This is a genomic window from Luteolibacter ambystomatis (assembly GCF_018137965.1).
Lineage (GTDB): Bacteria > Verrucomicrobiota > Verrucomicrobiia > Verrucomicrobiales > Akkermansiaceae > Luteolibacter > Luteolibacter ambystomatis.
Genome location: NZ_CP073100.1, coordinates 712,106 through 736,201, shown reverse-complemented (window position 1 = coordinate 736,201; position 24,096 = coordinate 712,106). Strand labels below are relative to the sequence as shown.

Below are 24,096 nucleotides of genomic sequence, written 5' to 3'. Positions count from 1 at the left end.
GCTGTTCCCATCCCTTGCCAGCCATGAAACCGAATCGTTTTTCCCTCGTCCTGCTCTCCGCCCTGACGTGCTCGGGCGGCCTGCGTGCCCAAACCGGAAGCGATCCTTTGATCGAACAGGTGGCCGATGTGCAGCCCACCACTCCGCCGAATTTCACCCCCACTCCGGGAACTCCGGCCGTACCGGGAGAAGGCCCTCCCTCCACCGTGCCCGCTGCTCCGGTGGACATCGTGCCAACCGACCCCGCCGCTCCCGGCAATCCGGCCAATCCGCCGCACACGGGACAGCCACTGAACAAGGAGGACGATACAAAGGGCTGGCGCCTCAACGATACGGCCCTCAATGATACCTTCCAGTATCTGGCTTCAAAGGCCGGCCGCCAGTATTTCCACAACTCCAAGATCGCGACCCCCGAATACCGGGTCACGGGTATGTTGCTCGATGACGTGAATCCGCTCCAGCAGATGGAGGATCTGGCGTTCATGTACGGCCTCACGCTCTATACCAAGGGCAACACGGTCTACGCCCTCACCCCGGCGCAGCTCTCGCAACTCCCCAGCGCCGAGTTCCAATACCAGCTCCGCTACCTGCGCCAAACGGACCTTGCGACTCTCAAGGAAATCCTCAAGTCCATCCTCAGCCCGGCCGGTGTCGTCAGCTTCGAGCCGAAGACCAGCACGGTGGTGATCATCGACAACGCGCAGAAGATCGAAGCCGCACGCGACCTCCTCCGCAAGATCGACCAGCCGCGCGGCCAGATCGTGGTGGAAACCAAGATTCTCCGCGTGAACAGCAATGCGGCGCAGCGCCAGGGCGTGGACTGGAGCACCAGCCTGGGTGAGAACGGTGTGCCCATCGAGGCCGCCCGCTCGCTCAACAGCGTCTTCGGCCTTCCCTCCTCCTGGACCGGCACAGGAGGCACGTCCTCCGGCAGTTCCGTCACCACCGCCGACATCCCGCTCGCGTCCAACAACATCGTCCTTTCCCCCATCCAGCTCAATGGCGTGCTCCGCGCGCTGGCCCAGGGCGGTCTGGCGTCCCAGATCTCGAACCCGACCCTCATCACCGAGGACAACGAACAGGCCACGATCTCCATCATCGACCGTGTGCCGATCGTCACCGCCACCCAGAGCGTGGGCAGCGCCGGCGGTTCCACCGCCACGGAACAGGTCCGCTACAAGATCGATGACGGTGACTCGACCATCGACAAGGATCCGGAGCACCACCGTGAAATCGGTATCTCCATCGTGGTCACCCCCACGCTGATGCCGGACGGCACCGTGCGCATGCGCCTGCGTCCGCGCTCCGCCCAGATCACGGAGAACGTGAAGAGCGCCCTGTCCGGAAACATCTACCCGCGCGTCACCGAATCGATGGTCGAATCCCTCGCCCGCGTGCCGGATGGCAGTTCTCTCGTTGTCGGCGGCTTCTACGGAGAGTCCAAGAAGGACAACAAGACCAAGGTTCCGCTTCTCGGTGATGTACCGGTGCTCAACTTCTTCTTCAAGAGCAAGGAGCAGACCAAGGAGCAAACCAGCCTCGTCTTCATCGTCACCCCGACGTCCTACGATCCCGGCAACCGCGGCGCGAACAACCGCACCAACTCCACCATCAAGCGCAAGGTCCAGCTCGGCGTGGACAATGACTGGGTGGATGAGCTGAACCCCGGTCCCGCCCACGAACCGAACCTCTGCCGTGGCGTCCGCGACTTCCAGCCCTATCAGGCGCCGTTCTACCCGCAGACCACGACCACTACGGAAACCTACTCTGCTCCGGCCCAGGCTCCCGCACCGCGTGCCACGGATTCGAAGTCCGGAACAGCCCAGCCGGCTACCTCCACCAGCGACAGCTCCCCACGTTTCAGCCGCGCCCGCCGCTAAAGGTCTTTTCCATGCAACCGAGTTCCACCACATTCCAAGGAGTGCGCGAGGGTGACGAACGCCGCCCGCGGACGTCCCAGGATCTGCTCGTGGAGTGTGCCAAGCGGACGGCGGAAGCACTCCGGGCCACCGGAGCCGCCACCGACGCGCAGATCACCTCCGCCTTCAACCACGCCAACAAGGCCCTCTCCGAGGACCGCCCGGTCGAACTGCTGGAATTCATCGCGCGCGCCCAGGGTTACGAGGAAGAGTTCATGGGATCTGCCATCGTCTCCCTTTCGGAAGCGGTAGCCTCCACCCTCAGTCCTTCGCCGCCGCTGATCCCCTTCGCCGGGAAACTGATCGCGCCATCGGCGTTCTATGAGTCCTTCGATTCGCTGCACAAGCTCGCACGGGTGCTGCTCGCTCCGGTGATCTACGCGGAAGACACGGATGCGATCGGCGTCGCTTCCATCAATCCCATCGCCGCCCTGCTGATGGCGGAGGAAATCCTGAACGCGGTGGACCGCCGCTTCGACATCAAGCCCTTCCTCACGGTGGCGCGGATGGACTACGAAAGCTGGACCTTCCTCACCCGCAAACACTTCGGCTTATGATCGAGTTCGACGGCATTTCCTTCAACGAATCGATCAGCCGGCGGATCATGGCCGCCCTCGGCATCCACGATCCGTCCTATGCGGATCTGGCGCATGACCAGGTGCCGAACCGCGTCACGCGCTACAGCTTCATGGCCGCGATCGCGCGGATCAACGGCCTGCCCTTCTTCCCGAAGGTGGCCGAGTTCTGCGATGCCTCGCTGCACACCTATTGCGACCCGACGGTGATGACCCGCGGGTTCTTCACGCCGCTGTGCCTTTCCCCCGGGAACCGCCTCATCGTCGCGGTGGCCAATCCATGGAGCCCGCTGGCGGAAGAATATCTCGCGCCGCGTTTCCCGGATCTCGAAATCGTCAAGATCGTCACCCTCGCCTCCGAGATCAGCCGGGCGATCGAATCGGTGGGCACCAACAACGGTCCCAGCCGCTCCGAGCTTGAAGCCATCGACGTCGAGGACGTGGACGATGGCATCCGTGACTTCGACGTCACGACCGACTACAGCGAGCCGATGGCCCAGCTCGTGGCCACCATCATGGCGGACGCCGTGAAGCTCCGCGCATCGGACATCCACTTCAAGGTCGAGAAGGAAGTCTTCTACTACACCTTCCGTGTGGACGGCGACCTCGGCGACAAGGTCGAGATCCCGATGAAGCTGAAGGACCGCCTCGATGCGTTCCTGCTGAACCTGATGAAGCTGCCGACGGAAATCCGGAACACCACTCCGGGTATCTCGGGACGTTTCACCATCTCCTATTTCCACCGCCCCATCGACATCCGCTACGAGCGCCATCGTACTTACCGCGGCTACCACGTGACGATGCGTCTGCTCGACAAGAGCCACATCAACGTGACGCTCGGCAAGGGCACGCTCGCCTTCGATGACGAGACGCTCTTCGAACTCGGCCGCGTGATGAAGATCCCGGCGGGCATCATCGTCATGTCCGGCCCCACCGGTTCGGGCAAGTCCACCACCCTCAATGCGATCCTCCGCGAGCTGAACCGCCCGGAAGTGAACATCCTCACGCTGGAAAACCCGGTCGAAGACGAAGTCGCCGGCATCACCCACTGCGACTTGAAGAGCCCGAAGGAGTTCAAGCCGATGATCGCGTCCTTCATGCGAAGCGACCCGGACATCATCCTCATGGGTGAGGTGCGCGACACCGAGTCAGCCGAACTCGCGATCGAGGCCGCCGTGACGGGTCACAAGGTGCTCACCACCATCCACACCCCGCGCGCCTCCCAGATCATCGAGCGTTTCGAACAGCTCGGCATCGAGCGTTGGAAGATCGCCCAGACCCTGAAGGCCGCCTGTGCCCAGCGACTGGTGAAACTGCTCTGCCCCTATTGCAAGGAAGCCCAGGTGGGCATCGGTGACCTGGACCGCCGCACCTTCAGCCTCGATGACTCGTGGGCGGATATCCCGGTCTTCTCCGCGAAGCCCGGCGGCTGCGCCGAATGCCGCAACTCCGGATACAGCGGCCGTACCGCCATCCTGGAAATCATTCCGATCACCCCGAAGGTCTCCGACCAGCTCTCGAAGGGCGAGATCACTCCCTACGAGCTGGAAATCAAGATCCAGCAGGAAGGCAAGCTGCCCAACCTGCGCCTCCTGCGCGAAGGCAAAACCGACCTCAACGCCGTGTCGAAGGTCATCGACATGACTTACACCGATGAGTAATCCCGCCGTGCCAGCCGCCAAACCGGGTGCCCAACCGGTATCCCCGAAGGCGCTTTCATTCCTCAAGGCTCCCGCGAAGCCGCAGGAGTTCAAGAAAAAGGAACTCGTCCACATGTTCCGCGGCCTCAGTTCCATGCTGCGCGCCCAGATCAATACCGCGGATGCGCTGAAATACTACGGCCAGGGCCTGCCCAACAAGGGCATGGCGGACACCCTCTTCAAAATCCGTGATGACATCGCCGCCGGCGTGAGTGTTCACGAAGCCTTCCGCCGCACCGGCCGCTTCAGTGACATGATCATCGGTTTGATCCAGGCGGGATCGGATGCCGGCCAGCTCCACCAGGCCTTCTCCGCCCTCTCCACCCGTCTCACCAATGAGATGAAATTCAAGAAAGCGCTCAAGAAGGCGACCACCATGCCGGCGGTCGTGATCTCGGTGCTTTCCGGCGCGTTCATCGTTTCCCAGGTGAAAATCGTTCCCCAGGTGGAAAGCATGCTCAAGGGCGTGAACCAGAAGCCGGACGGCCTGACCGCGATTTCCTTCAACATCGCCCACACCACCCAGGCCATCTGGCCCATCGTGGTCGGCATCATCGTCGGCACCATCATCACCATCCTGCGCTCGGAAAAGATCCGCACCCTGATCCTCGGATTCATGATGTCGAAGTGGCGCCTCCTGCGGCAGCTCATCATGAGCCTGCGGCAGATGACCTTCCTCTCCACCATCAAGCTGCTCCACTCGAACGGGATCAACCTCGCGAAGTCGATCCGGGTCTCCGCCAACAGCGTGAAGGGAACTCCCTTCTACCGCGAGCTGCTGGAAGCCGCCGACAAGTACGAAGGCTCCGGCGTCCCCCTCTCCACCGCATTCTCGAAGTACACGTCCGTGGATTCCCAGGTCGTCCACATGCTCGCGATCGGTGAGAAATCCGCCTCGCTCGACGGGCAGTTGGAGATGCTCGTGGGCATGTATGAGGAGGATGCGGAAAACTGCATGGCCACCTTCACCGCCGCCGTGAATTTCCTGGTCCTCCTGATCGCCGTCGCCCTCATCGCCGCGGTTTTCATCGGCACCTTCCTTCCAATCTTCCTGATGGGTCCGAAGATGATGAACAGCGGGATGTGATCCATCCCGCCCCGCCCTGACGATCCGATGCAACTCACCCGCCTCGACCGCTGGCTCCGCGAGACCTTCGTCCTCCAAACGCAGATCTACACCATGCGCGCCGTGGAACCGGTGCCCTCCGGAATCCGCCACGAAGAGCTTCCGGAACAGCCCGGCCGCCGCTTCAAGCACCGCTATACCACGGCCCAATCGAAAATTGCGGACAAGTTCATCGCCCTGCTCAAGCACAACGGCCAGATGTTCACCACCCGCATCGTGGAGCGGCAGGCCTGGTACGTTCCGTACCTCGCGCCCAAGAACAACGGGTCTGTCACCTGGTTCGTGGTGACCTCCACATGCATCGTCCTCGGAGCGATCGGCCTGCTCGGTGTAGCCGTGCGGTTGTGGCAGGACCCGACCATCCAAATGCATCTGCGGGAGTCGCTGCAGATCCTCAAGGGCTGAAAAATCCCTCCGAAACAGGATCGTTCACATTTCCTTCTTTTCAGGACTGTGGAAATTCCGTAATTTTGTGCCAACGCAATGAGTTGCACCGGTTCCATGGCCCGTCGTTTCCGTTTCCGCGGCTTCACGCTGCTGGAAATGAGCATGGTCATCTGCGTCCTCATCGCCCTGATGAGTACCGGCTTTTTCTTCAACAACAAGATCAAGGACTGGCAACTCGGCCGCACCGCCTCCGAGACACTCCGCACGGTTTACTCCGCCCAGCGCATGTATCTGGCGGACAATCCGACCGCCACGCTCGCCTCGATCACCAGCGCGAAGCTGATTCCCTATCTGCCGAACGGTGCCACCACGATGCCCACGGTGACCTCGCTCACCGGAGCGACCCTGTCGATCGCCGTCACCGTGTCTCCACCGAAGATCAACAATGGCTCGGGTGGATATTACGATCCTTCTAGTAGCACCACCGACCTGCTCTGGGACGTCGGCCAATGATGAAGCGCGCGCTGCCATTCCTGCTGGCCTGCCTGTGGTGCTTCTCGGGCGGGATCGGAATCGCGGGAGAGTTCCGTCATGTCGGCGACTATCTCGTGAAATCCCGCATGAAGCTGACCGGTGACAAGGCGACACCCATCGCCATCAAGCCGATGCTGCTGCGGGTCTATACGGATGGCGTCGAGATCCGCGTGACCGCGGAGGACGATCCGGACGCGCGCTCCACTTTTGAGATCTACCGTTCGGATGGCATCGGCCGCCAGCGGACGCCGGGCGGCGCCCTGGAGGTGATTCCAGGGGTGCAGGCACTCAGCCAGAGCAGCGGATTGGTTCGCCACTTGCGGCTGTCCCGTGAAACGCTCACGATCACCTCGTTCCCCGGCGTTTCCGACCAGACCATCGTCACCACGGCGGTCGGTGTGGAGGGCAACCCGGAGAACCCCTCCCCCAAAAAGCAAGCCCAGCAGCCTTCCCACGAAAGCTCCACCGCCACGGTGGAGCCGTCCCGTCCCGATTCCGCGCCCCGATGAAACCACTTCCTGCAGAAGGCAGCCTCGTTGACCGGAGACCCTCCGGTCCTTCGGCCCTTCCCACTGCCCTGCCGCAGACAGGCGGCCCCCGTTCCAGCTCGAACCGCCGGAACACGGCGTCTCCAGGCCGTGGTGCATATCCGTGGCTGCTCCTGGCAAGCACCGTCGTCTCCGGCGTGTTCTGCTACCTCTACATCACCAAACCGGTGATTCTGCCCGCTCCGGCTGGTCCTGCGGCCGCCGCACCCGCCATCACTCCGGCGGTGGTGCGGAACAGTCCGCTTTCCACCGCGAATCCCACGGATCCCACCCTCGCCGCCATCGGTCCGGCCAGCGACCGCCTGCCGGGAGATCCCGCGGTCGGCCCCACCCGCGCGCCGCTGAAATCCGCGCCCACCACCGGCCTCTATGAGGAAAGCAATTTCAGCGTCCAGCACGTCGTCACCGCGGAAGCGCCCAACGGCGTGGTGAAGCGTCTCGATTTCAAGGTCCCCGTCCTCTACCGGAGCCGGAACCTGCTGTGGACGAAGCGCGAGGTCGCCACCGCCCGCGAGCTTCTCGGCCGCCTTGCCGACTATCAGGAAAAGACCCGCGCCCTGCGCGCCGAGGGTGTAGCCCTCGAAGATGCATGGAACCAGTTGATGGAGCGCTCCATGCCGGTCGTCGGCCTGCAGGCGGACAGCCCCTCGCTGCTCGGCAATCAGGAGCGACCCGGAACCACCAGCGCCACTCCTCCCGCGGGAGCCGGTGAGTCGATCAACATCCAGCCCAACCGGAAATGAAACCGCGCCTGTTCCTCTTTGGACTCCTGCTTCTCGCAGGCCGGACCGCGGCCGGTCAGGATCTCACGCCGAAACCGACCGACCGCGAACGCGACCGTGCGGTGGATACCTTCCAACGTCTGGACAGCGGCAACCGGCCGAAGTCCAACGAGGTCACCGTCATTCTGGATGACGTCCCACCTCCCATCCCGCCGCCCGAAAAACCGGCCGAGCCCGCGGACAAGGCGGTGGACCCCGCCACGGCTCCGGCCACCGACAAGGGAGCACCCGCCGGTTCTCCGGTGCTGGTCACCGGCAAGCCGCCGGAAGATGCTCATCTGGTGACGGAGGAGCCGCCGCCACCACCGGAAAAGCCCGAGAAGGGCGTGACCGTGAAGGTCGTGGACGTGCAGGGCGGCAAAGGCGGCCCGATCGATGCCAGCCAGATCAAGCTGCTGTTTCCCTTCACACCAAAGCCTCTCACCCCGCCGCCACCCGGCTGGACCTTCGACCCCACCGCAGGCGCACCTCCCTTCACCAAGCAAGTGGAGCTGGCCCCGGGCACGAAAATCTCGCTGAACATCCGGCCGCACGTCCTCGTGCCCGTCGCGGATGGCAAGGAAACCTTCAACGTGAACGAGCCTGGATTCGATCCCGCGCTCGGCTACAACCAGCCCGGCACCGTCGGCACCATCCTTTCGAAAGCCGTGACCCAGCTCGACGAGGACTCGAAAAACCTCGGTGAAGCCATCGACCGTCTGGAGCAATTGCTGGCCTCCATGCCCGCTCCCGCCCCGGAACCCGCGCCACCCGTCGCCCAACCCGTCCGGGAGGCCGCCCCCATCAAAAAGCCACGATGAAACCTTCCCTTGTTCCTGGCATTTGTGGCTTGGCTCTCACCGCCATGATCGCGGTGGGCGGCCATCATTGGTGGGAAGTCCGCCAGCAAGTCGCCGCCTGGCAGGCCGCGCACGGCGTTCCGGCACCCCTCCCGTCCGATTTGCCGAACCTTACGTCTCCCGAGCTCTATCAGCGCATGCGCCAGGAAATGGATGCGCTCAGGAAGGAGAACAAGGACCTGCAGGCCGAGATGCAGGGCACCACCCGCAAGTTGGCCGCTGCCCAAGGCGCTCCTCCGGCCGCTCCCACTCCTTCCCCTCCCCGTGAGGCGGCGAAACCGGCCCCTGCCACTGCCGCCAATACCCCGAACACCAATTCCGCCACCGCCAAGGAATTCTTCCAAGGCATGCTGGACGAACTGAAAGCGCTCAAGCAGGAGAACAAGGACCTCCGCGACCAGGTGGCGGAGACCAACCGCGATCTGATGGAGGTTCAGTTCCGCCTGGACAGCCATTCCGCTTCCTTCCGGCCGCTGAAGATCAAGAACGACGACTCGCAGGGCGATGCGACATCCTACGATCCGATTCTCGACCGCCCCCGCGATCCCGAATCCGGCTCTTCCGGAGTGCTGCCACCGCGTGCGATCGTCCCAGGTCTGGAATTGCCGCAGTAAGCCACTCTCCCCCGAAGACCCGGATCGAATCTGGTGGCGCATCTCCGGACGCGCAGGCAGGTCAGCAGCAGCCCCACGGAGATCCATTTCACCCACTCCGCGGTGGTGGAACCGAATTTCAGCCAACGCACGGCATCGGTGATCCCACCCCGGTGATGATGTGCCCGCTCCAACCCATCCGCGAAGATCCGCATCGGGAAACCGGTCAGCAGCAGAACCATCACGATGATCGCCAGGGCATCCAGCAACCACCATGGCCGTTCCTCCACGATGGGTGAGAAAAACGACAGGACCAGCGGTGCAAGTCCGAGCAGATTCGTACAGACGATGATGCCCCAGGCGAAAAGCCGGAGGAACCCCACCGCCACCCGCACGCCACTGGGAACAGGATCAGGTTCCTTTCCCGTGGCGTAAGGTGTTAGGAAGGAAGGGCTCAGAGTCCCTTGTCGGTCACGGCGCCTTCGCTGGCGCTGGTGACGAGCTTGGCGTACTTCGCCAGCACGCCGCGGCGGTAGCGCGGCTCCGGCTGCACCCAGGCGGCCTTGCGCTCGGCCAGTTCCTCGGCGCTGAGCTTCACGTCGAGGCGGTTCTTCTGCGCGTCGATGGTGATCTCGTCACCGTCCTTGAGCAGGGCGATGGTGCCGCCCACGAAGGCTTCCGGAGTGATGTGGCCGACCACGAAGCCGTGGCTGCCGCCGGAGAAGCGGCCGTCCGTGATGAGGGCGACCGTCTTGCCGAGGCCCAGGCCCATGATGGCGCTGGTCGGCCCAAGCATCTCGCGCATGCCTGGACCGCCCTTCGGTCCTTCCATGCGGATGACAATCACGTCGCCGGGTTTGATCTGCTTGGCGAGGATAGCCTTCATGGCATCGTCCTCGGAGTTGAACACGCGGGCCTTGCCGGTGAAGAGCTCGCCTTCCTTGCCGGTGATCTTCGCCACCGCGCCGCCTTCGGCGAGGTTCCCGTAGAGGATGCGCAGGTGGCTGTCCTTCTTGATCGGGTCGGAAAGCGGGCGGATGATCTCCTGACCCTCCGGATAGGGCTTCGCGAGCTTCTCGATGTTCTCGCGCAGCGTGCGGCCGGTGACAGTGAGGCAATCGCCGTGAAGCAAACCGGCATCCAGCAGCATCTTCATCAGCGGCAGGGTGCCGCCGATGTTGACCAGCTCCGCCATCGAGTATTTGCCGGAGGGCTTCAGGTCCGCGAGCAGCGGCACGCGCTTGCCGATGCGCTCGAAGTCATCGAGAGAAATGTCCACGCCCGCGGCATGGGCCATCGCCGGCAGGTGAAGCGCGGCATTGGTGGAGCCGCCGAGCGCGATGAGGACGGTGATGGCATTCTCGAACGCCTCCTTTGTCATGATATCACGCGGGCGGATGTTCTCATTGAGCAGGTGCAGCACGGCGGCACCGGCATCGAAGCAATCGCGCATCTTGTCGTCCGAGATCGCCGCCTGGGACGAACTGTTCGGCAGCGACATGCCGAGCGCCTCGATCGCGGAAGCCATGGTGTTCGCGGTGTACATGCCACCACAGGAACCCGGGCCCGGAATCGCGCAGGATTCCACGGTTTCCAATTCCTCATCGGAGTATTCGCCATTGGCATGCTTGCCCACGGCTTCAAACACGGAAACGATGTCGAGATTCTTCTTGTCGCCTTTGATCGTGGCGCAGCCGGGAAGAATCGTGCCGCCATAGACGAACACGGACGGGCGGTTGAGGCGTGCCATCGCCATCACGCAGGCGGGCATGTTCTTGTCACAGCCGCCGATCGCCACGAAGCCGTCCATGCCTTCGCAGCCGACCACGGTCTCGATCGAGTCCGCGATCACCTCGCGGGACACCAGCGAGTACTTCATCCCCTCGGTGCCCATGGAGATGCCGTCCGAGATGGTGATGGTATTGAAAATGATCGCCTTGCCACCCGCGGCATCCGCGCCCTTCGAGGACTCCTCGGCGAGCTTGTTGATGTGGATGTTGCACGGGGTGACTTCGCTCCACGTGGAGGCGATGCCGATGATGGGCTTCTTGAAATCCTGCTTTTCGAATCCGACGGCATACAGCATCGCGCGGCTGGGCGCGCGGTCGGGGCCGTCAAGCATCAAACTGGAGAACGTGCGGGTGGAGTCGGACATCGGCGGGATGCTTTCCCGCTGCGGGCGCGGCGTCAAGGCGGAGGCCATTGGGAAATCCCAAACCGGGCCATCATCCGGAACCCGGGGCAAAAGCGGCCAAAGACTATCACTCCTTTCTTCCGCCCCATGCCACGCCCCGCCTTTTCCCGGATCTCCCGGTTTTTGCATCCACCGGCCAAGGATGCACATTCGGGTTGCGGGAATCCCGCGTCGCAAAATCGCGAATCCCAAAGATTCCCACAGAATCAAAACCAATAAAACGCACCCCCGCCCTTGCCATGCGGGGGGTGGTACGCTTTTCTCGCCCGCCTCATGGCCACTTACCGAGTGCTTGTTTCGGATCCGATTTCGGAAAAAGGCGTGGATGCCCTGCGCACCGCCCCGGAAATCCAGGTTGATGTGAACACCGGGCTCAAGCCCGACGAACTGCTCGCCATCATCGGCGACTATCACGGTCTGGTTGTCCGATCTCAGACAAAAGTGACCCCGGAGGTCTTCGCTGCGGCCAAAAATCTCAAGGCCATCGGTCGTGCCGGTGTCGGCGTGGACAACATCGACCGCAATGCCGCCACCGATCATGGCGTGGTGGTGATGAACACCCCCAGCGGCAACACCATCTCCACCGCCGAGCACGCCTTCACGCTGATGCTCTCGCTGGCCCGCAACATCCCGCAGGCGCACGCCACCGTAATCGCCGGCAAGTGGGACCGCAAATCCTTCGAAGGCGTGGAAATGAACGGCAAGCGCCTCGCCATCCTCGGCATGGGCCGTATCGGCACCGAGTTCGCCAAGCGTGCGCAAGCCTTCGGCATGCACGTGGTCGCCTACGATCCCTTCCTCACCGCAGCCCGCGCGCAGGGATTGAAGGTGGAACTGGCTGAAACCGCCGATCTGGCACTCGCTGGCGCGGACGTGGTCACACTCCACATCCCGCTCACCGACGAGACCAACCACATCCTCAACAAGGCCCGCCTGTCCTCGATGAACAAGGGCGCGCTGGTCGTGAACTGCGCCCGCGGCGGCCTCGTCGATGAAGCGGCGGCCAAGGAGCTGCTGGACTCCGGCCACCTCGCCGGCATCGCGCTCGACGTGTACGAAGTCGAGCCGCCTCCCGCCGACCACCCGCTGTTCGCGGCGAAGAAGGCCGTCTTCACCCCGCACCTCGGTGCTTCCACCGCGGAAGCCCAGGAAAACGTGGGCATCGAAGTAGCCTACCAGCTCAAGGATTTCCTCGTCAGCGGCGAGATCCGCAACGCGGTGAACATGCCGAACCTCGACGCGAAGACCCTGGAAAGCGTCGGCCCCTATCTCAATCTCGCCACCGCGCTCGGCAAGCTCCTCGCGAAGATCGGCCCTGGCCAGGTGGACGCCCTGCGTGTCTCCTACCTCGGCCCGGTGTCCGAGCTGGACACCCAGCTCGTCACCCGCACCGTGCTCACCGGCTATCTCTCCGGCGCGCACCACGAGGCGCAGGTGAACCTGGTCAATGCCCCAGCGGTCGCCAAGGCCCTCGGCCTCCAGATCACCGAGTCCACCGTGGCCATCGCCACCAACTGGACCGAGCTGATCGAAGTCTCCGCCGTCAAGGGTGGTGAGACCTTCACCGTGGCCGGCACCTTCTTCGGCAATGCCCCGCGCATCGTCCACATCCTCGGCCACAACGTGGAAACCAACACCTCCGGCCAGTTCCTGTTCGTGGAGAATGACGACCGCCCCGGCGTCGTCGGACTGCTCGGCTCCTCGCTCGGCACCGCCGGTGTGAACATCGCGAACATGTCCTTGAGCCGCAACAAGAGCCTCTCGCGTGCCGTCACGGTGATCGAGGTGGATTCGGAACCGCCGGTCAGCCTGTTGGAAACCTTGCGCGCCACGCCGGGCATCCTCCGCGTGCTGTCCTTCGGCCTCTGATTCTGTTGGAAATACCGAAAGTTCATGAAAGCCAGCGCTCTAGACGGGCGCTGGCTTTTTCCGCCTCCGGAGGAGGCCCGAATCCGCCGTGGCAAAGTTGTGAAAAACCCCGGTCTCTAGCGGAAAAATCCGTTGCCAACCCCCGTCTTCCGTCCTTAGCATCCCTGCAGCATGAAAAAACTCGCCGTCCTTGCTACCTTTGCCGTCCTTACGGGCATGGCCAGCGCTGACATCCAAGCGCCGCCGCAGTCCCAGTACACCTCGATCCGCAAGCTCGGTCGCGGTCTCAGCAACATCCTCTACGGAGTGATGGAAATCCCGGAACAAATGGTGCGCAAGCAGGACGACCTCGGCCGCAAGGCGGAATGGTCCTACGGTGCGGTCGATGGCACCAACCGTGCCCTGAAGCGCCTCGGCTACGGCTTCTACGAAGTCTTCACTTTCACCTGCCCGACCTATCGCGGCACCTTCAAGCCCCCGTACCAGCGCTGCGGTGAGGACAACCGCATCCAGATGAACGTTGCGGACGGCCTCTCCGAATTCCCGCCGGAACTCGGCTTCGAAACTTCCTTCCGCTACAGCCGCACCCAGACCTTCTGAGGTCTGAGGCAAAAGCCCCTTTTCGAAAATCCCGGCCGCGCCCGTCGCTGCCGGGATTTTTTGTTGTGTGCTTGGTCCCCCACGATGGTGGGAACGCGATCACGTGATTTTCCTGTGGCCGATTTTGTGACAGTGTTTCCTTGTCAGCGCGAGGTCCCCACCGGACGCCGGCCTTCTCCCCCGGAAGACAACTCCCCGCCCCTTTCGATCGGCGGATCGGAATCCCCCCGTTCCGACATCCGCCGATTGCTTTCCAAGAGCAAGGAAAAGCCGCTGACGGAACTCCGTCAGCGGCTTCCCAGGAATCCATCAGATCCAATCAGCGGCAGTCGCCGCGATCGTCGTCACGGTCATTGTGGCCATGACCGCCACCGCGGCGCGGCGCGGCGATGCCACTCAGCTTCACCTTGAACGGATTGTCGTTCGGATCATTGCTGGCGATCAGCAGCGTGGCCTTCTGCTTGCCTTCCGCTGTCGGGGCGAAGCGGATCACGCAGGTGGTCTTCGCTCCCGGTGCCACCGTGGTGGCCGGTGCAGTGATGATCTTGAACTGATCGTCATCGCGGCCCGTCAGCGACACTGCGATGCCCGTGAGCGCCACCTTGTTGCTGGTGTTGCGGATGGTCAGGGTGATCGTGTCGGTATCGCCGATCTTCGTATCGTCGAACTCGATCGATTCACCGTTCTCGAGTTCCTCACCTGCCACCTTCACGCCGATCTTGGCCTTGCCGGTCACTGCGGCCGTCGTGGTGAAGCTGGCAATCTGGCCGAGCTGCGGCGCGGAGGAACCTGCCTGAGTGGTCACGACACGGAAGTAGTAGGTCGTGCCTGCGGTCAAACCGGTCAACGGAGCCGACACGGCGGCGGTAGTCCCCGCCGCCACTGACCCGGCGCTTACAGTGGTGCTGGTCGCCAGAGTGGCGCTGGTGCCGTACTGGAACGAGATCGTCGCGCCATAGGTGCCGCTGGAAACCGAACCATTCAACTTGGCCGTGGTGGTGGTGATGTCCGTGGCCGCCTGAGTGGTGCCTTGGGCCGGAATCACCGCCGTGGTGGTGAAGCTTCGGATCTCACCGGTCTGCTGCACCTGATTTTCCGCCGTGGCGGTGATCGCACGGAAGTAGTAGGTCGTGCCCGGATTCAATCCGCTCAGAAGAACCGGAACCGAAACGATGGCCTCTCCCGCTCCGATCGTACCGCCGCTCACCGTGGTACTGGAGGCGAGGGTCGGGCTGGTGCCGTACTCGAAGGTGACGCCAGCGGGATAGGTCCCGGCGATCACGTCCGCATTCAGGCTGGCCGTGGTGAAGGTCACACTCGACGCGGGCTGTGTGCTCACCGATGCAGGAACGGCCGCCGCAGTGGTGAAGCTGCGGACATCCCCCGCCTGCGGCACCGGGGTCTCCCCGTTGACTGCCACGGCACGGAAGTAATAGGTCGTCTCCGGTGCCAGACCGGAAAGCACGGCCTGCACACCCACCGGTGAATCACCCGCAGACAGCGTGCCCCCGCTGACAGTGGAGGAAGATTCCAAGGTCGGGCTGGTGCCATACTGGAAGGTCACCGTGGTGGCATAGCCGCCGGGATTGACCACGCCATTCAGCTTGGCTCCCAGCACGCCGACCTCCGTCGCTCCGTTCGTGGCCACCTCCGCACCGAAATGGATGCGGAAAATCTGGCCGCCACCCGCAGGCGAGCCATCCAACAAGGAGCCTCCGTCCGAGGCGGTGCCATAAAGGTCGCCATCCGCGCCCTTGGTCAACCCGGCTGCCGGATAGCGGCCGTAGGCGGAACCTTGGAAATCATGCACGTAGGTCAGCACGCCCGCGGAAGTCACACGGAACACCGTCCCGATGCCCTCGCTGCCCCCGCGATTGGTCACGCCGTAAAAGGCACCGTCCGGACCTTCCGCCAGTGCGCCCACCGGAAACCAGCCTTCATCATGGGAGAAGGACGCGATAGTGGTCAGAGAACCATCAGGAGCAACCTTGTAGATCGCTCCCGCCTCATCCGTCCCACCTCCCTCAGAGGCACCGTAGAAATTCCCATCCGAACCCTGCACCAGTCCGGCCACCGGACGCTGGGCGTCCTCCGGGTCCGTACCAAACAATGCGAAGGTGGTGAGATCGCCGGATGGAGTGAGCTTGAATATCGAGCCATCGATCGACATATCGCTGCCTCCGGAGGTGGACACTCCGTAGAAGTTTCCGTCACTCGCCTGGATCATCGAACCCTTCGGTTGAAAACCGTTGGTGCCGTCGAATTCAGCGATGAGGGAAAAGTCGCCTGATGTCGTCAGGCGGAAGGCCACGCCGCCGCCCATCAAGCCGCCCTGGGAAGTCGTGCCGTAGAAGGCACCATCCGTTCCTTGGACCACCCCTGTCGGATCGGAGCCGTATTCACCATCGAAGGACCATAGATACGAAAATGCCCCCTCCGGAGTCACCTCGTAGATGCCACCCACGTAGTAGTTGCCTCCCCGCGACTGGACGCCATAGAGGTTTCCATTCGAGCCCAGTGCCAGTTGGCTGAGGAAGAATTGATTGCTCCCTGTGTCAAAGGACGCGATGTGCGAGATCTGCGCATCAGGGGACATCCGGTAGATGCCTCCGAATCCAACACCGCCTGCCAGGGAAGTTCCGTAAAAACTGCCGTCTGAAGCCTGGACCAGCGCGGAATCCAACCACATGTCCTGATTCACATCGAAGCCAGCCACCACGGTATATTCGCCCGCCGCGTTCATGCGCACCACGGTTCCGCCGTTCCGGGGGCCACCGGCGGTGGTCGTACCGTAGAAGTAGCCATCCTCCCCGAGAATGAAACCCGCCTGCGGCCGGTAGGGATGGCCGTCCGCCTGATCAAGCGTGCTCAGCACGGTATAGGTGCCGGTCGGGCTGATCTTGAAGAAAACACCCTCTCCATCCGGACCACCGAACTGCGCCGTGCCATAGAGATCCCCATCCGGTCCTTCAACCAGGGAACCATACAGGTCCATCGCCTCCGGCCAGCCGAATCCCTTCAACAGGGTCAGCGTGCCGGTCGGAGTCATCTTGAAAACGGTGCCGCCACCATTGGGTCCGCCGCCTTGGGTCGAACCATAAAAGTTGCCATCCGATCCTTGGATGACTCCGTGAGGGAATGCTCCCGCCATGTTTGGCAGCGCATCAAAGGTCGCCAGCGCGGTGATCGTTCCGGAGGAGGGTGTCAGGCGGAAGATGCTGCCGCCCTTGTTCTCTCCACCCACCCGGTTGTCGGTGGTGGTGCCGTAGATGTTTCCATCGACGCCCTCGATCAGGCTGCCGAGCGAAACCCAGCCGACCTCATCCTGCTTCATGCTGACGACGGTGGTGAGCTCACCCGACGGGGTGATGCGGTAGATCGTGCCGAAGCCGTGGGCACCGCCCTCGTTCGTAGTGCCGTAGAAATTGCCATCACTGGCCAGCAGCAACTGCGTCACCGGCCATCCACCATCGGCCCCGCCGCTGAACGCGTGGAGGATGGTGAAGCTCCCATCCGGCGTGATGCGGAAGACATTGCCCTGGCTGGAAAAGCTCGATGCGGCCACTCCATAGAGATTGCCATCCGGACCAAACGTCAGGCCGAACGCCGCGGACCAGCCGTCCGTCTGGTCGAATACATGAAGCGTGGTCACGGTGCCATCCGGAGCGACCTTGAAGATGGTTCCAGCCCCCATGCCCCCGGCATAGGTGCTGCCATAGAGATTTCCGGAGGCATCCCGCACCAGCCTGCACACAGGCTGCTGGGGACCGGTGGCGAAGCCCTGGACGGCCTCGAAGGTGGGTGTCGCCCTGGCTGAAAGGCTGACGATGGGAAGGCCGAGGCCAAGGCAAAGCAGCGCCGCAAGCGGACGCAGTGGGGACGGTTTCATAAGGGTTGGGACAACAGGTATCAAAGCTAGAACAATCTCTAACAAATCGTCCAGTTCGTAACCTCAACCTCACGAAAATTTCACCGGACGCTGATAACCAGTTTCCGGAGGCATTCGGAACACCCCGATCTCCAACCTCGGAGACGTGGACCGCCTACTGCTGCTCCTTCTGCGGAACCTCCTCGATCGTCTTCACTCCCGGAACGCCGGTGTTGGCATTCGGATAGAGCAGCACCAGCGAACGGCAGGTCGGATCGTCCGGCCACCAGGTGCTGTTGAAAGTCACCCACTTGTCGTCCTTCTGGATGCCCATCCGCACCGGGTAGCGGCCATCCACGATCTTGCCCGGCGGCTTCACGAGCTGGACCGAAGCCGGTTTGCAAACCACGTTCCTGTCCCCGATCTGGACGCGGATTTCCGCACGTGTGGCATTGATGAAAATCCGGTCGCCGGCGGCGAAGGAGGCGGACTCGTCCGGTGTGGTGAGCACGCTCACCGTCCCCTCCGGACCCGGTAGCACGATGGCGATCGCCTTGCGGGCGGCCTCCCCCTCCAAGCTCAGGGTTCCGCTGGTCCTGCCATCCGGCAGCACCAGCTTGTAGCTGCCGGGGGAGAGATCAACCACCGCGCTGAACCGGCTGATGCCGAGTTCCACGATGGAAGCCTTCTTCGAATCGGTGGCTGGGATGAGCTGGCATTTGCCTGCGGCCACCGGTAGATCGAAGGCGACAAAACGCACCTTGTGCGCCCAGGCAAAAGATGAGGAAAGCAGCAGGCTGGCGAGGACGGTGGCGGATCGGCGGACGTTCATAGGCATCAGGCTTCGGGACCGTTCAGCCACCGGAATCCGACGATCCGGAACTCCCGTCCGAACTGGAGGTTCACCTTGGTGACGGGCGGATTGGTTTGAGCGGTTTCGGTCTTATCGAGATAGTCGGGTGTCCGCTGGACCACGGCCTCGCACCAGGCGCGTGCGACCACGTTGCCTTGGGGATCGGTGGATTCTCCATACGCCCGGATACGGAAGGTATCTCCCCGGACGGTGACGAACGGACCGAGTGGATCGAGGACATCACCCTGCATCAGCCAACCGGGAGCGCCGGTGGACGTATTGAGCTGGGCGGCGTTGGGGTTGGCGAAGGAACCGCTGGGTGGCGAGCCGAGCCCCGGCCTTCCGAGAGCCTTGAGGCGGTCGTTCAGATCGGTTGCATCGATGGCGGCCTGCAGCACTCCCCGCAGGGCGAGGTCCGCGTTGTCTCCGAGACGTCGGTTGACGAATTCCGAAACATTCAGGAACGGACCGCGCTTCCTCACCTCGTCCACCACCTTGGTGGCGAGGTCGCGGACCTGGGAATCGCTGAGATCCCGGAAGCCAGAGTACTGGCTGTCGTCTCCGGAGTTCCCATCCACCGACTCATCGAGGACGAAATCGCCACGGGAGAACAACGTGCCCTTCGCCTGAACCAGTTCTCCTCCGGGATTGCCGGTGCGGTTCAGCTTGCGGATGGATCGCAAGCGTGTGGAGGAGAGGAAAGCCGTCCAGGCGTCCACGGAGGTCGAGTTGACATTGAAGCCGCCGTTGAGCAGCAGATGGGATGCGATCGAACGATGGGCCTCAAGACGGATCTTGTCCCCGTTGAAGACATCGCTGCGAAGTTTGTCATCATTGTTCGTTCCGCGCCAGAGACTGAAACGCGGGTTGAGAAGCGTCTTCTTTCCAACAATGAAATCGTTCCAGGCGGAACTCGGCGGAACCGCGGAGCCATCGGCCGAGCGCGAAGAGAGGGAGGAAAAGAACCAACCATCCCAGAGCGCCTCATTCGCGAGAAACGAGTGATCGTATAAGGTGGACCCGGAACCGGTCCCACTCGTTGCGCTCGCGGAGATGCGCGGGTGGGCGTAGGAATTCCCCACCGCCTGGTCCGTGTAGATGGGTGAAGGTGTGCAGGAAATATTCTGTGGTGCCCACAAGGTGGCGCGCAGGCAGGAAGCTCCGTCGCCCACGCTGGCGTGCCGTAGATTGGCAACCGAAAGCGGCGGCATCGACGGAATCGAGAGCGAGGTCATGTGCGTGCGTCCGTCCATTGGCAACCGGCCGGAACCGATGTAGCCGTGGTTCTCGCCGTTCGGGTCGCCCGGCAGGGTGCATTGGAGCACGTCGCTCTGGAAGGACTCCATCTTCTCCAGCTTGTACTCCAGGCGATCGAGGGAAAAATCCTCGTTGCTGTTGTTCAGGCGCGATGACAGGCGGGCGGCACCGCTGTAGAGGAACGAAGGCGTGGCCAGGGTGGAATCCGCCGCCGACTTCATTTCCATGATGAACGCGGCGAAGGGTTTCTTCTTCGCCGAAGCCTCCGACATCGTCACCGAGGGAAGGATGTCCTTCGAGAGCGGCTTGAGATTCTGGGTGAACTGGGTGTTCCCCTCCGCGATGATCTCGCCACGATGTTCATAGTAGGGCCAGCCGCGCGAACGGTCGTAGATCCAGAAATCCACGTACTGGGCCTTGTTGTTGTAAGCACCGGTCTCATTGTAGGGCTCCATGCCCACGGAGATCCGGTCGGCGGCTCCGCCGGTCACCTTTCCACCGGGGCCGAGCACCTTGTCATAGAACAAGAGGTCGTTGTAATAGAGGCCCGGGGTGAAATCCGGGTAGCTGCCGCCGTTGAAAGTGCTGGTGGTCTTCGCCAGGGAGAACAACCTGGTTTCCCCCGGTGCCATGTTGAATGTCGCCTCACCCGGCATCTGGAACTGGGACTGGAGGAACAAGCCGCCGGGAGATCCGATGACATCGCCGAGGCGGGTGGCCGCCCCGCGCTGGGCACCATTCACGAACCAGTTGAATTTGAAAGGCAGTCCGGCGCTGAACTTGCTCAGGAACGTGGTGTTCGCGGGCCACGTGATCCGGACGTCGAAGGGATTCCACAGCAGAACGTACACATCCACGCCGAGCCGCAGCGTGAACTCCGTGCTGGTGCCGGAGGGTGGCACCGCGGAGTAGGAAAACACATAGAGGATGCGCGAGATGCGCGGATAACGGAAGCCTCCCTGCTTGTCACCATAGTCCTGCTGTTGGTCCGCAAGGCGCCAGTCGATCAACGGCTTCGAGGCCAGTTGGATGCGCGGCTCGTTCGCCACCAGGCTGACGTCCTTATAGAGATTGTAGTAGGCGTGAAGGTGGTTCCAACGGGCGCCGATCGCGGCCCCCGGGTTCCCGTATATGTAGGCCTGCGCATCGTTGATCGAGTTCGCTCCGGTCCACTGTCCATAGCCGGAGATCTCGGTCTCCGGCATTTCAAAGAGGCTGGAGAAATCCTTTTTCAAGCCCCCCTTCCGCACGTCCGAGAGCACCGTACGTGCGCCAACGGTGTAGGTGCGGTTCAAATCCGGAACCTTGGCAACGCCCGTCAGCTCGATCTCCTCCGGCGTGACCAAGCGCTTCACGGTCGCCTCATCCTTGGGAAACGCCTTCATCGCCTCGATCGCTTCGGGTGCCAGACGGGGCGGCGCATGGCGGCTGGCGATCTGGGCGCTGTCCGTGCTGATCACCGGCTCGAAGAGATCCACGTTGGCCTTCTGGGCTTCATCGGCGGTCCACCACGCGGCCTTTCCCTCCGGCAGATTCACAAGCGGCACACGGGTTTCACGACCATCCGCCAAACGCTCCAGAACCACGGACGAACCACTGGTGGATCCCACGCGGCCCAGCGAGGTTTCCTGAGGAGAGGAAACCAACCACGTCATGAAACGGTCCTCGCGACCGGCGGGAAAGGACGAGGTGGTGGTCGTATCCGACTTCCACACACCGCACCAGTTTTCGTGCTCAGGCGGAACCTTGGCTCCTGCCATGGCGGCCGGAGCGCTGATCCGCTGGTCCGGGCCGAGGTTTTTCTGAAGCTGCCCGACGGCCATCATCAGGGCACAGCGGGCGTTGGCCCGGGCCTTCATCCGCGCGGTTTCCTGTGTGGAACCACGAAGGGTGATCGAGGAAAGCGAAAGAAGCCCCAGCGCCAGAGTGGCGAGCAGCACCATCATCATCAAAGTGATGATCAAGCTGAAGCCACGGGAACACCTCGACCGGACTGGAACCCAAGAGACCATAATCCCTGATTCCATTCCCCGGAAATTCCTGACCTATTCCGGAAATTTTTCTGAAAGGACGGCCCGGAAATCCACGCCCACCCCACCGGGGCACGGACCTGAAATCCGTTCTCCGGCAATCCGACCCGCGCTCAAAGCCGCAGGAAGGTCTCCAGTATCCTCTTGCCGTCCTGGGTGAGGATCGACTCCGGATGGAACTGGACGCCATGAACCGGGAACTCCTTGTGGCGGAGGCCCATGATCTCGTCCTCGGCGGTCCACGCGGTGATCTCCAGGCAATCCGGGAGCGTCTCCTTCTTCACGATGAGGGAGTGGTAGCGTGTCGCCTCGAACGGGCTCGGCAGTCCTTCGAAGACACTGCTGTTGTTGTGGAAGATGGGAGACGTCTTGCCGTGCATCAGGCGTGGCGCGCGGATCACATCGCCACCATAGACCTGGCCGATCGATTGATGGCCAAGGCACACGCCAAGGATCGGTGTTGTCTGACCCAAAGCCGCAATGAGCTCGCAGGAGATGCCCGCCTCGGTGGGTGTGCAAGGACCGGGTGAAATGCAGATGCGGGAAGGAGCGAGCGCCTTCACCTCGTCCACGGTCATCGCGTCATTGCGCACGATCTTCATCTCCGCGCCAAGCTCGCCGAAGTACTGGACGAGATTGTAGGTGAAGGAATCGTAGTTATCGATGATGAGCAGCATGATGGCGGTGAGTTAGTTCTCTTCCAAAGTGCGGGCGAGCGCCACCGCGCGGAGCACGGCCTTTGCCTTGTTCACGGTTTCCTCGTATTCCGAGGCGGGCACGGAGTCGGCGACGACACCGGCACCGGCCTGCACGTAGGCCATGCCATCCTTGAGGAGACAGGTCCGCAGGGTGATGCAGCCATCGTGGCTGCCATCGAAACCGAAGTAGCCTACGGCGCCCGCATAGGCGCAGCGTTTGCTCTTCTCCAGTTCGTTGATGATCTGCATCGCGCGGATCTTCGGCGCGCCGCTCACGGTGCCTGCCGGGAAGGTGGCGCGGAGCACATCGTAGGCACTGTGACCGGAATCGAGCCGGCCGGTCACGTTCGAGACGATGTGCATGACGTGGCTGTAGCGCTCCACGATCATGAAGTCATCCACATGAACGCTGCCGTGCTTCGCGATGCGGCCGACATCGTTGCGGGCGAGATCGACGAGCATGAGGTGCTCGGCGCGCTCCTTCGGGTCCGCCATCAGTTCGGCGGCCAGTGCATCGTCCTCCTCCGGAGTGGCCCCACGACGGCGCGTGCCTGCAATCGGGCGGATGTCGATGCGACCTCCAATGGAACGGACATGCACCTCCGGCGAACTGCCGACGAGGGCGAAGTCTCCCAGCTCCAGGATGAACATGTAGGGCGAGGGATTCACATGGCGCAGCGCGCGATAAAGATCCACCGGCGAGCGATGGAACGGTGTCTGGAAACGCTGGCTCGGCACGAACTGGAAAATGTCACCAGCGGCGATGTACTCCTTCCCCGCCAGCACCATGCCCTCGTATTCCTCACGGGTGGTGTTGCTTTCCGCCTGCGGAGCTTCCACTGCGGCCAGACCATTGAGGGCTGGGACGTGGAGCGGACGGTTCAGCATCTCCACTATCGCGGCGATGCGGCCACGGGCTTCGGTGTAGGCTTCTTCCAAGGATGCATGTTCCTCCGGGAAAGCGTTCGCGACGATCTGGAGACGGCGCAGGCGCTGGTCGAACACGATCAGCGTATCCGCCAGCATGAAAACCGCGTCCGGCACGCCGAGTTCGTCCTTCGGCGCGGTGCCGATGGTGGGCTCGAACTGGCGGACCGCATCGTAGGAAAGATAGCCGAGCATGCCACCGCAGAACGGAGGCAGGTTGCCATGACGCACCGGTTTGAACGGGGCCATCTCACGCTCCAGCGCGGCCAGCACGTCGTCCTCCGCGGTGAAGTTGCGGACGTTCAGTCCCTGGCGCACGGTGATGTCCTTTCCGCGGGCCTCGAAGACACGCCGGGGATTCGAGCCGAGGATCGACCATCGTCCGCTCTTGTCGGTGCTTTCGGCACTTTCCAGAAGGAAGGCGTGCCGGCTGTCGCGAATCTTCAGATAAGCGGACAGCGGGGTTTCGAAATCAGCCGCGAGCTGGGTGTAAACGGGGATCACGTTCCCCTGTTCCGCCAACTGGGCAAAGGACTCGAAAGATGGCTCGACCGGAATGGAATTCACTGCGCCCGGAGCATGGCCGGATAGCCCCTCAGCGCAAGGGCGGAGTGGCCACAGCCTCCAAACCACGAAACGCACGAAATTTCACGATAAAGAGGGCAACCGGATATGGACGAGCGAAGGCATCTCTGACCAAAGAGAGCCCTTCTTGTGGGAGAATATCCCATCACCCTCCCTTTCGTGAAATTTCGTGTCTTTCGTGGTTCACCCACCGCGCGCCCCTTCCGTGACGA

The 24,096-nt window shown here is 62.7% G+C and carries 18 protein-coding genes; 12 read left to right on the top strand and 6 right to left on the bottom strand.

Going from position 1 to position 24,096, the window contains the following annotated elements; all coding sequences use genetic code 11:
* Positions 1-23: 23 nt before the first annotated feature.
* The 10 genes from KBB96_RS02840 (at position 24) to KBB96_RS02795 (ending at position 9,024) form a co-directional block, all read left to right on the top strand.
* Positions 24-1,880, top strand: coding sequence for a type II secretion system protein GspD (locus KBB96_RS02840; RefSeq protein ID WP_211632051.1), 1,857 nt, complete (start codon positions 24-26; stop codon positions 1,878-1,880).
* Between the two features lie 11 nt (positions 1,881-1,891).
* On the top strand, positions 1,892-2,476 hold the full coding sequence (locus tag KBB96_RS02835) for a hypothetical protein (protein WP_211632049.1): 585 nt from the start codon (positions 1,892-1,894) through the stop codon (positions 2,474-2,476).
* On the top strand, positions 2,473-4,155 hold the full coding sequence (locus KBB96_RS02830) for a GspE/PulE family protein (protein ID WP_211632047.1): 1,683 nt from the start codon (positions 2,473-2,475) through the stop codon (positions 4,153-4,155). The genes KBB96_RS02835 and KBB96_RS02830 overlap by 4 nt, the downstream gene beginning before the upstream one ends.
* On the top strand, positions 4,148-5,281 hold the full coding sequence (locus KBB96_RS02825; protein WP_211632045.1) for a type II secretion system F family protein: 1,134 nt from the start codon (positions 4,148-4,150) through the stop codon (positions 5,279-5,281). The genes KBB96_RS02830 and KBB96_RS02825 overlap by 8 nt, the downstream gene beginning before the upstream one ends.
* A gap of 27 nt (positions 5,282-5,308) precedes the next feature.
* Positions 5,309-5,725, top strand: a complete 417-nt coding sequence (locus KBB96_RS02820) for a hypothetical protein (RefSeq protein ID WP_211632043.1) — start codon at positions 5,309-5,311, stop codon at positions 5,723-5,725.
* A gap of 96 nt (positions 5,726-5,821) precedes the next feature.
* The gene (locus tag KBB96_RS02815; RefSeq protein WP_211632041.1) at positions 5,822-6,220 is read left to right on the top strand and encodes a type II secretion system protein; all 399 of its coding nucleotides are present in this window, start codon (positions 5,822-5,824) and stop codon (positions 6,218-6,220) included.
* Positions 6,217-6,750 (top strand): hypothetical protein, encoded by a 534-nt coding sequence (locus KBB96_RS02810; protein WP_211632039.1) that lies wholly within the window; start codon positions 6,217-6,219, stop codon positions 6,748-6,750. Before KBB96_RS02815 ends, KBB96_RS02810 begins: the two co-directional genes overlap by 4 nt.
* Complete coding sequence (locus KBB96_RS02805; protein WP_211632037.1) at positions 6,747-7,532, top strand: hypothetical protein; 786 nt, start codon at positions 6,747-6,749, stop codon at positions 7,530-7,532. Before KBB96_RS02810 ends, KBB96_RS02805 begins: the two co-directional genes overlap by 4 nt.
* The gene (locus tag KBB96_RS02800; RefSeq protein ID WP_211632035.1) at positions 7,529-8,371 is read left to right on the top strand and encodes a hypothetical protein; all 843 of its coding nucleotides are present in this window, start codon (positions 7,529-7,531) and stop codon (positions 8,369-8,371) included. The genes KBB96_RS02805 and KBB96_RS02800 overlap by 4 nt, the downstream gene beginning before the upstream one ends.
* Positions 8,368-9,024, top strand: a complete 657-nt coding sequence (locus KBB96_RS02795; RefSeq protein ID WP_211632033.1) for a hypothetical protein — start codon at positions 8,368-8,370, stop codon at positions 9,022-9,024. The genes KBB96_RS02800 and KBB96_RS02795 overlap by 4 nt, the downstream gene beginning before the upstream one ends.
* A gap of 433 nt (positions 9,025-9,457) precedes the next feature.
* Here KBB96_RS02795 and ilvD read toward each other — a convergent pair whose 3' ends face one another.
* Positions 9,458-11,158 carry a dihydroxy-acid dehydratase gene (gene ilvD / locus KBB96_RS02790; protein ID WP_318971853.1) on the bottom strand — a complete coding sequence of 567 codons (1,701 nt, stop codon included), beginning with the start codon at positions 11,156-11,158 and terminating at the stop codon, positions 9,458-9,460.
* A gap of 312 nt (positions 11,159-11,470) precedes the next feature.
* Between ilvD and serA the strand changes: the two genes are divergently transcribed.
* Positions 11,471-13,066: a phosphoglycerate dehydrogenase gene (gene serA / locus KBB96_RS02785; protein ID WP_211632029.1), complete on the top strand. Its 1,596-nt coding sequence runs from the start codon at positions 11,471-11,473 to the stop codon at positions 13,064-13,066.
* Between the two features lie 171 nt (positions 13,067-13,237).
* Positions 13,238-13,666: an exosortase system-associated protein, TIGR04073 family gene (locus KBB96_RS02780; protein ID WP_211632027.1), complete on the top strand. Its 429-nt coding sequence runs from the start codon at positions 13,238-13,240 to the stop codon at positions 13,664-13,666.
* A 319-nt stretch (positions 13,667-13,985) separates the two neighbouring features.
* Here KBB96_RS02780 and KBB96_RS02775 read toward each other — a convergent pair whose 3' ends face one another.
* The 5 genes from KBB96_RS02775 to trpE all read right to left on the bottom strand — a co-directional run bounded on the left by KBB96_RS02775 (position 13,986) and on the right by trpE (position 23,866).
* Entirely contained in the window at positions 13,986-17,555 is a 3,570-nt protein-coding gene (locus tag KBB96_RS02775) for a choice-of-anchor tandem repeat GloVer-containing protein (RefSeq protein WP_211632025.1), read from the bottom strand.
* Between the two features lie 154 nt (positions 17,556-17,709).
* Positions 17,710-18,366, bottom strand: a complete 657-nt coding sequence (locus tag KBB96_RS02770) for a hypothetical protein (RefSeq protein WP_211632023.1) — start codon at positions 18,364-18,366, stop codon at positions 17,710-17,712.
* A 5-nt stretch (positions 18,367-18,371) separates the two neighbouring features.
* Positions 18,372-21,593: a hypothetical protein gene (locus KBB96_RS02765; protein WP_211632021.1), complete on the bottom strand. Its 3,222-nt coding sequence runs from the start codon at positions 21,591-21,593 to the stop codon at positions 18,372-18,374.
* Between the two features lie 194 nt (positions 21,594-21,787).
* Complete coding sequence (locus KBB96_RS02760; protein WP_211632019.1) at positions 21,788-22,351, bottom strand: anthranilate synthase component II; 564 nt, start codon at positions 22,349-22,351, stop codon at positions 21,788-21,790.
* A gap of 12 nt (positions 22,352-22,363) precedes the next feature.
* Positions 22,364-23,866, bottom strand: a complete 1,503-nt coding sequence (gene trpE, locus KBB96_RS02755; RefSeq protein WP_226373628.1) for an anthranilate synthase component I — start codon at positions 23,864-23,866, stop codon at positions 22,364-22,366.
* Between the last annotated feature and the right edge of the window lie 230 nt (positions 23,867-24,096).

Bases quoted from the DNA above. Each gene is read 5' to 3' on its own strand.
- KBB96_RS02840 (WP_211632051.1), top strand. From the start codon at position 24: ATGAAACCGAATCGTTTTTCCCTCGTCCTGCTCTCCGCCCTGACGTGC.
- ilvD (WP_318971853.1), bottom strand. From the start codon at position 11,158: ATGTCCGACTCCACCCGCACGTTCTCCAGTTTGATGCTTGACGGCCCC.
- KBB96_RS02835 (WP_211632049.1), top strand. From the start codon at position 1,892: ATGCAACCGAGTTCCACCACATTCCAAGGAGTGCGCGAGGGTGACGAA.
- KBB96_RS02780 (WP_211632027.1), top strand. From the start codon at position 13,238: ATGAAAAAACTCGCCGTCCTTGCTACCTTTGCCGTCCTTACGGGCATG.
- KBB96_RS02800 (WP_211632035.1), top strand. From the start codon at position 7,529: ATGAAACCGCGCCTGTTCCTCTTTGGACTCCTGCTTCTCGCAGGCCGG.
- KBB96_RS02810 (WP_211632039.1), top strand. From the start codon at position 6,217: ATGATGAAGCGCGCGCTGCCATTCCTGCTGGCCTGCCTGTGGTGCTTC.
- KBB96_RS02765 (WP_211632021.1), bottom strand. From the start codon at position 21,593: ATGATGATGGTGCTGCTCGCCACTCTGGCGCTGGGGCTTCTTTCGCTT.
- KBB96_RS02770 (WP_211632023.1), bottom strand. From the start codon at position 18,366: ATGAACGTCCGCCGATCCGCCACCGTCCTCGCCAGCCTGCTGCTTTCC.
- KBB96_RS02760 (WP_211632019.1), bottom strand. From the start codon at position 22,351: ATGCTGCTCATCATCGATAACTACGATTCCTTCACCTACAATCTCGTC.
- serA (WP_211632029.1), top strand. From the start codon at position 11,471: ATGGCCACTTACCGAGTGCTTGTTTCGGATCCGATTTCGGAAAAAGGC.
- KBB96_RS02820 (WP_211632043.1), top strand. From the start codon at position 5,309: ATGCAACTCACCCGCCTCGACCGCTGGCTCCGCGAGACCTTCGTCCTC.
- KBB96_RS02805 (WP_211632037.1), top strand. From the start codon at position 6,747: ATGAAACCACTTCCTGCAGAAGGCAGCCTCGTTGACCGGAGACCCTCC.
- KBB96_RS02815 (WP_211632041.1), top strand. From the start codon at position 5,822: ATGGCCCGTCGTTTCCGTTTCCGCGGCTTCACGCTGCTGGAAATGAGC.
- KBB96_RS02775 (WP_211632025.1), bottom strand. From the start codon at position 17,555: ATGAAACCGTCCCCACTGCGTCCGCTTGCGGCGCTGCTTTGCCTTGGC.
- KBB96_RS02795 (WP_211632033.1), top strand. From the start codon at position 8,368: ATGAAACCTTCCCTTGTTCCTGGCATTTGTGGCTTGGCTCTCACCGCC.
- KBB96_RS02825 (WP_211632045.1), top strand. From the start codon at position 4,148: ATGAGTAATCCCGCCGTGCCAGCCGCCAAACCGGGTGCCCAACCGGTA.
- KBB96_RS02830 (WP_211632047.1), top strand. From the start codon at position 2,473: ATGATCGAGTTCGACGGCATTTCCTTCAACGAATCGATCAGCCGGCGG.